The sequence below is a fragment of the Candidatus Rhabdochlamydia oedothoracis genome (assembly GCF_019453995.1).
Classification (GTDB): domain Bacteria; phylum Chlamydiota; class Chlamydiia; order Chlamydiales; family Rhabdochlamydiaceae; genus Rhabdochlamydia; species Rhabdochlamydia oedothoracis.
In genome coordinates, this window is the sequence record NZ_CP075587.1 from 1102958 (window position 1) to 1115340 (window position 12383).

Annotated in this window: 12 protein-coding genes; 3 read left to right on the forward strand and 9 right to left on the reverse strand. The window is 35.6% G+C overall.

Going from position 1 to position 12383, the window contains the following annotated elements; genetic code table 11:
* The first annotated feature begins 104 nt into the window (after nucleotides 1–104).
* Nucleotides 105–1118 (forward strand): IS30 family transposase, encoded by a 1014-nt coding sequence (locus tag RHABOEDO_RS06090; protein ID WP_215216525.1) that lies wholly within the window; start codon nucleotides 105–107, stop codon nucleotides 1116–1118.
* 16 nt (nucleotides 1119–1134) lie between these two features.
* Here RHABOEDO_RS06090 and RHABOEDO_RS06095 read toward each other — a convergent pair whose 3' ends face one another.
* Nucleotides 1135–1320: a hypothetical protein gene (locus RHABOEDO_RS06095; RefSeq protein WP_215217595.1), complete on the reverse strand. Its 186-nt coding sequence runs from the start codon at nucleotides 1318–1320 to the stop codon at nucleotides 1135–1137.
* A gap of 149 nt (nucleotides 1321–1469) precedes the next feature.
* Here RHABOEDO_RS06095 and RHABOEDO_RS06100 point away from each other — a divergent pair, with 149 nt between their 5' ends.
* On the forward strand, nucleotides 1470–1973 hold the full coding sequence (locus RHABOEDO_RS06100; protein ID WP_220017438.1) for an IS30 family transposase: 504 nt from the start codon (nucleotides 1470–1472) through the stop codon (nucleotides 1971–1973).
* Between the two features lie 214 nt (nucleotides 1974–2187).
* Here RHABOEDO_RS06100 and RHABOEDO_RS06105 read toward each other — a convergent pair whose 3' ends face one another.
* Complete coding sequence (locus RHABOEDO_RS06105; RefSeq protein ID WP_215216982.1) at nucleotides 2188–3171, reverse strand: hypothetical protein; 984 nt, start codon at nucleotides 3169–3171, stop codon at nucleotides 2188–2190.
* Nucleotides 3172–3178: 7 nt separating this feature from the next.
* Entirely contained in the window at nucleotides 3179–4780 is a 1602-nt protein-coding gene (locus RHABOEDO_RS06110; protein ID WP_215216981.1) for a hypothetical protein, read from the reverse strand.
* Nucleotides 4781–5119: 339 nt separating this feature from the next.
* Here RHABOEDO_RS06110 and RHABOEDO_RS11490 point away from each other — a divergent pair, with 339 nt between their 5' ends.
* Nucleotides 5120–5188, forward strand: coding sequence for a hypothetical protein (locus RHABOEDO_RS11490; protein ID WP_350339712.1), 69 nt, complete (start codon nucleotides 5120–5122; stop codon nucleotides 5186–5188).
* Nucleotides 5189–5340: 152 nt separating this feature from the next.
* Here the strand turns inward: RHABOEDO_RS11490 and RHABOEDO_RS06120 are convergent, their stop codons facing one another.
* The 6 genes from RHABOEDO_RS06120 to RHABOEDO_RS06145 form a co-directional block, all read right to left on the reverse strand.
* Complete coding sequence (locus RHABOEDO_RS06120) at nucleotides 5341–6183, reverse strand: polyprenyl synthetase family protein (protein WP_215216980.1); 843 nt, start codon at nucleotides 6181–6183, stop codon at nucleotides 5341–5343.
* Nucleotides 6140–7549 carry a UDP-glucose dehydrogenase family protein gene (locus tag RHABOEDO_RS06125; protein ID WP_215216979.1) on the reverse strand — a complete coding sequence of 470 codons (1410 nt, stop codon included), beginning with the start codon at nucleotides 7547–7549 and terminating at the stop codon, nucleotides 6140–6142. Before RHABOEDO_RS06125 ends, RHABOEDO_RS06120 begins: the two co-directional genes overlap by 44 nt.
* A 15-nt stretch (nucleotides 7550–7564) precedes the next feature.
* The gene (locus RHABOEDO_RS06130; RefSeq protein ID WP_215216978.1) at nucleotides 7565–8242 is read right to left on the reverse strand and encodes an ABC transporter ATP-binding protein; all 678 of its coding nucleotides are present in this window, start codon (nucleotides 8240–8242) and stop codon (nucleotides 7565–7567) included.
* Nucleotides 8242–10155 carry an ABC transporter permease gene (locus tag RHABOEDO_RS06135; protein WP_215216977.1) on the reverse strand — a complete coding sequence of 638 codons (1914 nt, stop codon included), beginning with the start codon at nucleotides 10153–10155 and terminating at the stop codon, nucleotides 8242–8244. Before RHABOEDO_RS06135 ends, RHABOEDO_RS06130 begins: the two co-directional genes overlap by 1 nt.
* Before the next feature lie 21 nt (nucleotides 10156–10176).
* Nucleotides 10177–10335 carry a 50S ribosomal protein L33 gene (rpmG, locus tag RHABOEDO_RS06140; RefSeq protein WP_215216976.1) on the reverse strand — a complete coding sequence of 53 codons (159 nt, stop codon included), beginning with the start codon at nucleotides 10333–10335 and terminating at the stop codon, nucleotides 10177–10179.
* A 97-nt stretch (nucleotides 10336–10432) separates the two neighbouring features.
* The gene (locus tag RHABOEDO_RS06145) at nucleotides 10433–12319 is read right to left on the reverse strand and encodes a hypothetical protein (protein WP_215216975.1); all 1887 of its coding nucleotides are present in this window, start codon (nucleotides 12317–12319) and stop codon (nucleotides 10433–10435) included.
* Between the last annotated feature and the right edge of the window lie 64 nt (nucleotides 12320–12383).

The following is a 12383-nucleotide window of genomic DNA, read 5'->3' on the forward strand; positions in this document are numbered from 1 at the left end:
TATGGTTTCTTTACTGCACCGCTTAAACTTCACCAGTCTTTTCAAGTTTGAAGTGCACAGAAGAATTAAAAAAAGAATAGGCAGGCGATGAAAGAATCTCTATTGTGATTTTTAACAATCAAACACAAGGAGAGACCTTGCCTAAAGGCTACCATCACCTAACCTATGACCAAAGATGTCAGATTTATATTTTAAAAGCTAGAGGAGATACATCTAGCTCAATAGCAAACATTCTAAAAGTTCATCATAGCACTATTAGTAGGGAACTTAAGAGAAATAAAGGGCAACGAGGATACCGTCATCAGCAAGCTCAAGAAAAAGCATTTCTTAGAAAAAATTCTCAGCCCAATAAAAAAATGACTCCTCAAATAGTTACCCGTATTGAAGAAAAAATCAAGTTGCAATGGAGCCCTATACAAATATCCGGATGGCTTAAAAGACATGGTAAAGAACATGTTAGTCATGAGACCATCTATAATCATATCTGGAAAGATAAACGACAGGGAGGACAGCTTTATAGAGAGCTCCGTCATCGAGGGAAAAAATATAACAAGCAGAGAAAGGGAGCTTCTGGAAGAGGGAACATGCCTGGTCGTATAGATATTAAGCAACGGCCTTGTATTGTAGAAAAAAAGACTCGTTTAGGAGACTGGGAACTAGATACAGTCATAGGGGCAGGACATAAAGGCGTAATTGTATCAATGGTAGAAAGAACTTCCAAGCTAACTAAGCTCGCCAAAGTTTCTCATAAAACTGCAGAGGAAGTAAGTCAAGCGTTAATTGAACAACTTAAACCTATCAAAGATTTTGTACACACATTAACAGCAGACAACGGAAAAGAATTTGCCTATCACCAAATGGTTAGTTTCGAGCTAGAGACAGACTTCTACTTTGCAACGCCCTACCATTCTTGGGAAAGAGGCTTAAATGAGCATACAAACGGACTAGTTAGGCAATATTTTCCTAAAACACAAAGCTTTTTAGATACGACTTCCAAGGATATAGAAAGGGTGGAAACTTTACTAAATAACAGACCTAGAAAGGCTCTCAACTTCGAAACTCCACTAGAAGTGTTTACGAGATTATCTACAAACATGCTATGCTCGGGTGCACAATAGATGTTTTTTCAAGTATTTATATGTTCTTTTTTGTGCACTTCAAGGTTGAAAGGGCCAAACATCCACTTTCAAAGCCAACAACGATTTCTTGAAAATCTCTTTTGGAAAAATCATCTGCTAGTAAATCAGGATCTGTTTTTTCTGAACCTTCATGGACAATCTTACCTTGTTCATTTAATACACAGATAAAAGTTCTTTTCATTGATACATCTCATCCAATATAATGCTTCATGGGTTGCTCCTCATTTTTTTGCTCTTTAATGAGCGGTTTTGAGATTTGAAAAAATCTCGTTTATATTGGAGAGTTTAACCTACTCCGTTTAAGGAGCAACCCCTTCTTTGTGTGCAATTATGGCATGTATAGAAAAAAAGACTCGTTTAGGAGACTGGGAACTAGATACAGTCATAGGGGCAGGACATAAAGGCGTAATTGTATCAATGGTAGAAAGAACTTCCAAGCTAACTAAGCTCGCCAAAGTTTCTCATAAAACTGCAGAGGAAGTAAGTCAAGCGTTAATTGAACAACTTAAACCTATCAAAGATTTTGTACACACATTAACAGCAGACAACGGAAAAGAATTTGCCTATCACCAAATGGTTAGTTTCGAGCTAGAGACAGACTTCTACTTTGCAACGCCCTACCATTCTTGGGAAAGAGGCTTAAATGAGCATACAAACGGACTAGTTAGGCAATATTTTCCTAAAACACAAAGCTTTTTAGATACGACTTCCAAGGATATGGAAAGGGTGGAAACTTTACTAAATAACAGACCTAGAAAGGCTCTCAACTTCGAAACTCCACTAGAAGTGTTTAGGAGATTATCTACAAACATGCTATGCTCGGGTGCACAATAGATGTTTTTTCAAGTATTTATATGTTCTTTTTTGTGCACTTCGAGGTTGAAAGGGCCTTCATAAATTACCTCTTTAGTTCTGCTTTTGCAACCAAGGCATGATGCCTTAGTTGCAAAAGCTGTTTTTCTTTGCTATTTACCACTAAGTGTCAATTTAAGTCTTGTCTATTACACTCAAGAGACCCCGTGATCTTTAATGCATAGTAATTGCATTGTTAAGTTTGAATATTATGTAATGCGGTTTTTAATTGATAGTTATCATATGGATACCACTGCGTATATTCAAACTTTTTTTCTTTTGGTAAATTAATAGGCCTTTCGTATACAGATCCGGGTAAGTCTTTTGATAATTCTTCTGGATAGGTTATTGAATCTTCTTTTTGCGCTACCTCATAAAGTCTCCCCCATTTAGACTGATGGCTCATCCAAAAAAGCACTTTCATAACCAATCTACATACTGTCGTGAATCTATTAGCTTGATCGCAATTGTTTTTGTCTTTTTCATATATAAGAAAAATCTTCCTGCAAAACAAAAGAACACTTTCTTTTTCATCTGTGTTAAAACCTATGCCATTTTGTTTCATTTTTTCTCGAATTTTTATGGCTTTTTCTGCCATAGAACCAATTGTAATCATTCCGGTATAGACCGCTTCTTGATTAGCTGATGGAGGAATTCTTTCATCATAAGCATGTTGAAATCCCCACCAAGTAAGACCTGCATCTAGATGCTCAGTAACAGCTAATAGTTCCTGATAGTTTTGGGCTTTATCTATTGCGGTTGTCACCTTTATCGATAAAGGTTGTTGCAATTGCTTTTCATAAGAAGGCCATTTAGACTGATGGTTCATCCAAAAAATCGTACTTATAACAAATCTATATGTAGTTGTTAATGTATCTGCTTGTTCACAATTAGCTTTATCTTCCCCATATAAACGAGAAACCTCCTTAGATAATAAAGTAACAGCATGCTTTTCTTCTGGCGTGAACTTAATGGCGTTTTGTTCCATTTTTTGTCTAATCTGCATGGTTTTTTCTACGACAGCACCAATGGAAATCGTGCCCTGCATCGATGCTTGATCGGTAATGGTAATGTATTGATAGCCCCAAGGTGAAAGTCTTGCATGAAGATTTTTAGCGATAGGCAATAGTTCTTGATAGGTTTGAATATTGTGTAATGCAGCTTGTAAACTTATGGTCATATTTTTTTTACTCTTGTATTTGTTGATTATCTTGTTCTCTATTATATGCGAAAGCAAGCTCGACTAGAGCAGGTAAGGCAACTTCTCTAATAAGATCAAGGTTTGACGCTAAAGGAAAAAGATGCCCTAGCAGCGCATACGTTCCTACAGGTCCTCCAACCCATAAAGTAGCTAAACTCACCTCTTGGATTACTGCTTTAAGCCTAGATCCCACATAAAGAACTGGTGTTGGTAAAACGATATTGCTGAGTAAGCCTCTTTGCGGTACAGGTATTTCTATTCCTGCTAAGGATAAGTTCCTACGGGAATATTCTATACAATTATAGAAGGCTCTTCCTTCCATGCCCATAACATAACGGACAACCTCTCTTTGGCGAAGAATTTCTTCTATTCCAAATGGTCGGTTTTCTTGCCGTGCTCTTACAAATGTAGCCCACAGCTCTTCTAATCTACCAGCATCCAGTCTAAAAAACACTAATGGATCTTTATTTCTTTGAGCAATAATTTCTCTATAGATTTGATCTATCATATCCTGAAGATGTTCCTTAGGCCTACTCCAAGTTTGACTTTTTGAAACTTCTCTTGCCCAATCTACTAGTTTTTTTCGAGGAACTTCAGAAAAAATAATATCGGCTTTTCCTGCTGTTTTTATAAGGTGCGCAATTCTAATAAAATATCCTTCCTCTTCAACTGTCTCAATAATAAGCGATGCATGTCCCATCCAGCTACAAGGACACTCATTGCTGTTATCGGCATTCATTAAGGTGATACACCAGTGATTCATATCTAAAAGAATCTTTTCATCCAGAGAGCTCTTTTGTTCTATTATTTTTTCTTTAAATTTGACATTACAGCTTTTCTCTCCATTTTCTTTGATAGGGTAAACATGAGGATATCTTTTTTTTATCCATTCTATTCCTTCGAATAAAGATAATTTATCCGGCATTGAAAAGGTTCTTGTAACTTCATTTTCTCCATATACTGTTCTATATCCTACTTCTTCACCCACACGAAAAAGAGTAACAGGATTACCATACTTTACTTCCCAAGTATGCAGCTCTTCTTGGTTCTCTATAAATTTAACAGAGTTATCTTCGTGAAGAATAGGATACATTTCTAATAAACGATTAATTGCTTCTTCTGGAGTAAGCCAATCAGGCGGATCAATTTGGCTTATGATGGTTTCTTTATCATTTATAATGTAACACTCCAGTTGGTCATTACGGCGGGTAAGGTGAGCTTTACGACCATCCTTTAAATGCCAAGTGTGGATTTCTTCTCCATATTCTATGAATTGAATACAATTGCTTTCTGAAAGGCTAGGGCATAATTCTAATAAAAAATGAATTGCTTGCTCCTGGGTAAAAGAAGCAGGAGGATCAATATCATTTATAGTAATAGCACCATTGCTAGTTATAAAATGGCATTCAAGTTTACCATTATTGCACATGAGATGTGCATTATCTCCGTTTACTAAGTTCCAGGTGTGAACTTTGCCTTCCTTTGGAACTTCTTCTTGTATTGGCACCTGGATCTTTGCTACTTCTACAGGTGCTTCTGCTTGTGAATATAAATTATAAAAACTGCTGAAAATCCTAGAGATTGTCATTTTTTATACTTCCTTGGTTGCTTTAAAAAAAGCCATGCTTATTGAGTACTCAATTAAAAAGATAATGCATGATAACAAAGAATTATTTTAATATAAAGTTTAAAAAATCTATAAATGTTCTTTAAACAACACGCAAGAGGGTTTTTGCTTAGAGCCTGTTTAAAATCTTTTCAATAAGGCATAAAGATAGTTTTCATAAAATCTTTGGAGGTAATTATGACCCACTCTTATCCAAGCGATATTTCTCGTAACCAATTTAGCAAAATCCATCTAATACTTGAGTCTACACGCAAAAAAACACGTCCACGAATAGTTGATCTATAGGATATTTTTTGTGGAATTTTGTACATTTTAAAAAGTGGTTGCCAGTGGCGTATGTTACCCATAGAATATCCTAAATGGGAATGATGTGATTATTATTTCCCTCTTTGGAATAAAAAAGATGATAAAAATTCTAAGAGTATTCTTGAAATAGTTTTAAAAAAAATTAGTTGGCGAGGTCAGAAAAAGCAGTGGTCGGAAAGAGAAAACAAGCTTTGTAATTATTAAAGAGCCTTAAATTATACACGCCGATGAATCATCTTATGTAAAAGCTCTTGGATTAGAGGAGCTGGACAGCTTAATTGATCAAGCTGCTCTAGCGCTTCCTTAAGCAGATTTTCTGCGAGTTGTTTAGCTTGAATTTTACCTAAGAGAGTAACCGCTGTGGTTTTATTTTCTTCTTCTATATCGAGTAAATCATCAACTATTTGAAATCCAAGTCCAATTTTTTGCCCACAATTGTATAAAAGTTGCATATCTCGATCAGAAGCTTTGCCAAGGATACCTCCAGCTTCGAGAGCAGCGGAAATTAAAGCTGCTGTTTTTCCTTGATGCATTTGTTGCAAGATCGACCATGAAATATTTTTTCTATCTATCAACAGATCGATTACTTGCCCTCCAATTAATCCATCCGCGCCTGATCTTTTTGCAAAGAGTTGGACTAAGTTCAGCTTTTGCTCAGTGCAATAAGAAGGAAGAGAGGAAAGGATCTCAAAGGCATAGGTAAGTAGATAATCTCCTGTAATCAAGGCTTGCCACTCTGGGTATGCTTTATGTAGTGTGGGTTTTCCTCTTCGCATATCATCATTATCAATACACGGCAAATCATCATGAATAAGAGAATAGGTATGTATGAACTCAATAGCACAAGCGGGCAGGATCGTTTGAGAAAGGGGAACCTTGAAAGTAGATGCTGCTGCTATTAATAATAGAGGACGTAAGCGCTTAGCAGGGGCTAAAAGAGAATAGCGTGCAGAAGAAAAAAGAGATGCATATGTTGTAGTTAGCTTAGGGCTAACTAGTTTTTCTAATGCTTCTTCAAGTTCGGTTTGTGCTTGAGATAGAAATGATATTTTTCTCATTTATTTTCTGAGTGTTTGGTTGCTTATGGGAGTAATCTGTTGGTATGCCAATTCCAAAATAAGCAAAACCTAATTTTTCCATTTCTTTTGGTTGATATTGATTGCGTCCATCAAAGAAAGCTAGATGACGCAAAAAAGGAATGATTTTAGTAAAATCAATGTAACGAAACTGTCGCCATTCTGTAGCAAGCACGATGGCATCAGCTCCTTGCACAGTTTCATATTCATCCTTGCAAAAAGTTACTTGATGGCAAGGGCCTAAACGCTCACGCATAGCTGGCATAGCTACAGGATCAAACAGGCGTAAATTAGCTCCTTGCGAGAGTAAAGTTTCAATGAGAGAAAGTGCAGGGGATTCTCGAATATCATCTGTGTGAGGTTTAAAGGAAAGCCCCCAGATTGCAATGGTTTTATTAAAAATCCCGTTAAACTGGCTAAAATAACGACAAATTTTATCTGCAAGTACTTTTTTTTGCTGTGTATTCACATTTTCGGTAGCTCGCATTAATGATAGATCTAAATCATATGTTTCTGCCGTAGCGCAAAGAGCCCTAATATCTTTTGGAAAACAAGACCCCCCATAACCTATTCCAGCGTATAAGAAATGGTAACCAATTCTTTGATCTGCACCAATGGCTATGCGTATATCATTAATATTAGCACCTGTTTTTTCACATAAGCTAGAGAGTTCATTCATAAAAGAGATTCGCAAAGCAAGCATGGCATTTGCTGCATATTTTGCCAGTTCTGCAGAAGAAGGTGCCATAACTAAGATTCGATCGTGGTTGATAGTAAAAGCAGAGTAAATCTCTCGCATGATTTTAGCGCTGTCGAGATTATCAACCCCAATAATAATACGATCGGGCTTCATGCAGTCATTGATTGCATTACCCTCTTTTAAGAACTCAGGATTAGAAACGACATCAAAACCGATGAGTGCATTTCTTTCTTTGAGAATTTGTGCAATATGTTGCTTGACCAAAGAGGCAGTGCCTACAGGTATTGTTGATTTATTGACAATGAGGAGTTGGTGCTTCATATGCTCAGCTATAGAAGTGGCCGCTGAAAAAACATAGGAGAGATCACAGCTACCATCTGCTTTAGAAGGGGTTGCTACGGCGATAAAACAAACTTGAGAGATTGCAGTAGCTAACTGATAATCTGTAGTAAAGCTTAAGCGTCCGTCTTCTACATTGCGTTCAATCAACTCTTTTAGGCCAGGCTCATAAATAGGGATTATGCCTTTTTGTAAATTTTGAATTTTTTGCTTATTAATATCTAAGCAAATGACATGATGTCCCATTTCAGCAAAGCAAGCTGCTGTTACCAGACCAACATACCCAGCGCCAATAATTGCAATGTCCATATTTTCTTAGTCTTTTTATAAATTTATTTTATTTGTAACTTCGGATAAAAAGCCATCTTTTAAAATGAGCACTCTATCACATAAATTTGCGGCTTTTAGATCATGAGTTACAATAATTATACTTTTGCCTTGTTTTTTAACCAGACGAAGAAGCATGTCATAAACTATTTCTGCATGAAAGGAATCCAGGCTTCCGGTTGGCTCATCTGCTAAAATAAGATCGGGATTGTTGCATAAAGCACGCGCAATAGCAAGTCTTTGCTTTTCTCCACCAGAGAGAAATTTAACAGGTAGATGAGCATGTTTTTGCAGCTCAACAGCAGATAATAAACGTAACCCAAGTTCTTGTTTATTAAAACGCATACGTGCAATTTTTGCTGGCATAATCACATTATCAATTACGCTATAATTTTCTAAAAGATATTGGGATTGAAAAACAAATCCTAGCTTTTTTTTACGTATTGCATAACAGCTTTCTTCTTTTGTAGCTACGCCACTGATGATTAGTTCACCTTCAGATGGGGTATCTAATGTACCTAAAATATGCAATAGAGTGCTTTTTCCAGCTCCAGACTTCCCTACAATTGCTAAAGACTCTTGATGATTAATAGTTAAATCAATTCCTTTTAGTAATTCTGTTTGACAAGGATAAGAAAAAGATTTTTTCAAATTCTTAGCTAGTAAAATAGTCATTATTCAGACCTCAAGATAGCACTTACATTTAGGTAGCATGTTTTTATAGCAGGGGCAAGAGCTGCAAATAAAGATAAAATAGGAGTTGCAATGAATACAAATTGGATAGCTTGAGAACTAAATGCAGAAGGGATTGTTTGTCCAAAAAAAACAGGATTTAGTAACGCTTGTCCTTGTAAAAGACTTAAAGTAGAAATAACAAGATCTAGATGTCTTAATGTAAATAGCCCGGCTGCAATTCCAATACAGCTACTCATTAATCCCATGATCATCCCGCAGAATCCAAAAATGAAAAGAATGCTTTTTTTACTAGCCCCCATAGCTAATAAAATGCCAATTTCCTTTTTTTTGTTATCAACTAAAATCACAAGTTGCGAAACGATATTACAGCAAGCTACCATTAAGATAATCACTCCCACTAAAGTAAATAAATAGCGATCGCTTGCAAACTGCTGCAGCATATCTTTTGCGAAATCATATTCTGTAAAAGGAGTTATTTTCCAATAAGCAGCTATCCCTTCTTCTTCTAGTTGCTTTTCTAATTCCTTTTTAATGAAATCGGTATCTGTAAGGTTATCAACCCAAATAAGCACTCCATTTGATTCTGTTTTATTTAAGTGAAAAGAGGCATTGGAAGCGTTAATTGTTTGAGTGATACGAGGGGGAACTAAAATGCTTTTATAGCCAGAAAATAGAGGTCCTGGATCATAAAATCCTGCTACAAAAATAGGTAATCTTTGTTCTTGAACAGAGCTCATGCTTAAACTAGAATAAGATAAATAGCCACGATCAGCTACTTGTACCCCTTGATCTTGAAAACTCTTAGCTAAAAATACTCCGGTCTCTTGGCCTAAAACAACAGAAGGTTTACACCATCTGCCTTCTGCAACTTCTAATCCATCACCAGATACCTTGCCTCGTAATAGGTAGTTTTTAAAGGGGATTTCAATAGTAAAAAATAGATCTTTTAAAGTCTTTGCTTGAGGAGTCGCTTCTATTTTTACTACATGGAACAAACAAGATTTTTCTAGAAAAATAGGCTTATCTATCAAATAGGAGGATTTGTTTTTTTTAATAAAGTAGACTTCTTGTTGTATTTTTTTTATCATCCCTTTTTGGAAATCAGGAAAAGCCCCTTCATTTTCTGTTAGCAGAACATAAGAGAGATCTGAAATAGATGCCTGCGCTGGCAAAGATACCTGCTCAGGAATCATGCTTATGGGAATTTCCCAACTATACTTTGGTTTAAGAGACTTAATAGCAATTACGTGTAGAGCATCATTGATTTGGGATTGAGAGAATAAGCGAGTGAGCTCATCGGTTTTTAAAGGAACAATCAACGTATCTAAGAAAGGGTTTTTTTCAGGAAAAGAACTTAAATAAGAAGCTTGAGTTAAATAGCTCTGAGTTGCCTGTTCTTTTGGCTTTTTTCTAATCATTTGCAGGCGTAGCATAGCTCCACTTAATTCAAAATCCTGATAGGTGATCTTGTGCGTATTCTCTATTCTTCCCAAAATAGCATAGAGCTCTTTGGCTAAATCTTTTGTTTGTTCCTTTTCTTTAAAGTGTAAAGGAAGCTCTTGATCATAGTTTTCGTCATAGGGATCTGTCTTTGAAGAAAGAACTTTTTCCCTAATTGTTTTATGGCAATATTGAGACTTATGAGCTAAGGCATCTACCTGATAATAATAAGAAGAAAAATAGGCATCGGTAGGATTGATTTTTATAGCGGAGTGAACAGTGGTTAATTTTGCTTTCCAATTATTTTCAATACCATCGGTTATCGATAAAAAAACCACAATTAACCAAACGACTAAAGAAAGAACAAAAATGGATAAAAGGGAAATGAGTGCGGAGGATAGGTGTTTTTTACGGGGTATTAAGTATTTGAAAGCAATTTTTAGCTCAAACATTAATACCCATAGATTAAAAAATTACTTTGCTTGTTTAAAAATCACGTGCTTTCTCCGTGTCTTATCGTATTTTTTTAGTTCTTTACGTCCTGTAGAAGTGCGCTTATTTATGGTAGTCCAATAGCATTCGTTGCTTTCTGTGCTTTTCATTTTAATGGTTTCTCGAGCTGTTTTAGCCATACTATACCTCTTTTTTTAACAACTCATTTTAAAGCAAGCACTTATTAATCAACAAGAAAAATAGGTAGAGATTTTCTGTAGACTAAAAATTAAAAAGTTATAGAACAAGGTTTATTCCAAGATGAGCCGTTTTTACATAAGAAAAAGAAAGTAACTCAGCGGTATTAGATTCTGGCACTAGGTCAGCTAAACCGGTTACAATAAGGCCTTGTAATAGAAGTTCTAGTGTTAAAGTCTGATCTACTTTTTTGTGATAAGAATAACTGTTCCATAACATCCTGATAGCAAGAGGGGCATCTTTAAAAGATATAAATAAACTAGCTTGGATATCCGCTCCAAAAGATTTTTTTAATAAATCTAGTGTGGAATTATTTAAAGGTAGGGGTATTCCTGTTTTTTTAAAAAAAACTTCTTTTAAGAATTGATTCTTTAGTTCTTCTATTTCTGGATCTAGTTCACTGAGCTTTTTCTGTATCCTTAGAATAAGCTCTTGCATGTCATCTTGTTGTAGAATGGTAAGGTATTCTTTAATAAGAGATTTGTCAAAGAAGAAATTTAAGGCTTGCAGTACCTGTTGCTCTACTGGTTGAGCTAGCAACTGATTAATCACAGGAAGAAATAGAGGGGTAAATATAGTATTTAATGATTGATTGCTTATATGAGAGTTCATCAATAGAACAGCATATGCTAACACTCCAAGTTCTGAGGGGCAAATTTGTTGGATAGTTCTCTTTAGCACTAATCCAGTAAACCCCGAAGAAATACGATGAATTACATGAGCTGTAATTAAAGAAGCAACCCGTTGTAGCAGCTGTCTTTTTGCTTCTCCGTTCACAAAATGAATAGTTAATATCTTAAACCGCTGACAGCTTTCTCGGATGGAGGCTTGATTATACACTAAAGAGGATACAATAAGGGGAAGAGCAAAGGATATAATTGTAGAGTTTTCTGTAGCATCTAAATAATATTCAGTAGCTTTGGATGCAGCTATTGCGGGAATAATTTTATGAAAATAATCTTTAAAAGATTCATCGGTTTTAAAAAGCAGCATCCCTGCATAAGCAAAAATGATTTCAAAAAAAAATTTTAAAACTTCTTTTGCAGTCTCTTCAATTTGCTCTTGGTAATATAGACCAATAACTGATATCCCTGATAGGGAACACAGTTGTAGTAGCGTCTTTTGCGCATTAGACGATACAAAGTAATTGCTAGATGTTACGGTTAAGGCAAAGGAATTGCCCACAATCATTAAGATTTTTTTCAATGAGGTTATTAAAGAGCTGCTTGCTAAAGCAAGGGGATTATACGATTCAGGAATAGCATTTAATAGCGAAGGGGTGTAACTACCAAGTACTTCTCCCATGTTCTCTTCAACCGCAGAGAAGATGGTATCGATAGCAGTATTTTCTTCTATAGCGCGTATTTCTTCCGAAATTAAATCTTCTGTGCTTATAGAGCGATGTAATGTTACTAATGTATGTATCTCATCGCAATAAGATATAGCCTCTGCAATTTTTTCTCTACTAGGATTGTCTAGTCTATTTACTAATTCTTCTTTAAGTGTTTCAAGAGCTTGTAATTTTGGAATTTCTTGCCAAGGTATGTGTCTTGTATTTAGTTGCTTGCAATACTTAGAAAGTTTTTTAAGTTTTACTAAAAGCTGATTTTCCACGAAGGCTATTTGCTCAGCTCTTCTAGAAAGAAGATAGCAACTTTTTTGATAAATATATTCCATACCTGTCAAATTTGCCATGTATTTTGTAGAGAACAAAACAGCAGAAACGGTTGAACTTCTGGGATGGCGCAAGATGGGATAAACCACATTAAAGGTATTTTGCAGTTGATTATTACAAGTGTTTAAAAAATGAGCTGTTTTTGTTTTTAAATAACCAATACCCTGAGTGTAGGAGGCTACTGCGTTAAGAGCTAAGCCTGGGGCTTGATTTAAATTACGATAAAGATATAAAGGTAGTTCTAAACTCATATTATTTTTATTGTTTATTAAAAATAAACCAGCGGTTTTATTATACCATTTTATCTTATAATTG

Bases quoted from the DNA above. Each gene is read 5' to 3' on its own strand.
- RHABOEDO_RS06130 (WP_215216978.1), bottom strand. From the start codon at position 8,242: ATGACTATTTTACTAGCTAAGAATTTGAAAAAATCTTTTTCTTATCCT.
- RHABOEDO_RS06145 (WP_215216975.1), bottom strand. From the start codon at position 12,319: ATGAGTTTAGAACTACCTTTATATCTTTATCGTAATTTAAATCAAGCC.
- RHABOEDO_RS06100 (WP_220017438.1), top strand. From the start codon at position 1,470: ATGGCATGTATAGAAAAAAAGACTCGTTTAGGAGACTGGGAACTAGAT.
- RHABOEDO_RS06095 (WP_215217595.1), bottom strand. From the start codon at position 1,320: ATGAAAAGAACTTTTATCTGTGTATTAAATGAACAAGGTAAGATTGTC.
- RHABOEDO_RS06120 (WP_215216980.1), bottom strand. From the start codon at position 6,183: ATGAGAAAAATATCATTTCTATCTCAAGCACAAACCGAACTTGAAGAA.
- rpmG (WP_215216976.1), bottom strand. From the start codon at position 10,335: ATGGCTAAAACAGCTCGAGAAACCATTAAAATGAAAAGCACAGAAAGC.
- RHABOEDO_RS06110 (WP_215216981.1), bottom strand. From the start codon at position 4,780: ATGACAATCTCTAGGATTTTCAGCAGTTTTTATAATTTATATTCACAA.
- RHABOEDO_RS06105 (WP_215216982.1), bottom strand. From the start codon at position 3,171: ATGACCATAAGTTTACAAGCTGCATTACACAATATTCAAACCTATCAA.
- RHABOEDO_RS06135 (WP_215216977.1), bottom strand. From the start codon at position 10,155: ATGTTTGAGCTAAAAATTGCTTTCAAATACTTAATACCCCGTAAAAAA.
- RHABOEDO_RS06125 (WP_215216979.1), bottom strand. From the start codon at position 7,549: ATGGACATTGCAATTATTGGCGCTGGGTATGTTGGTCTGGTAACAGCA.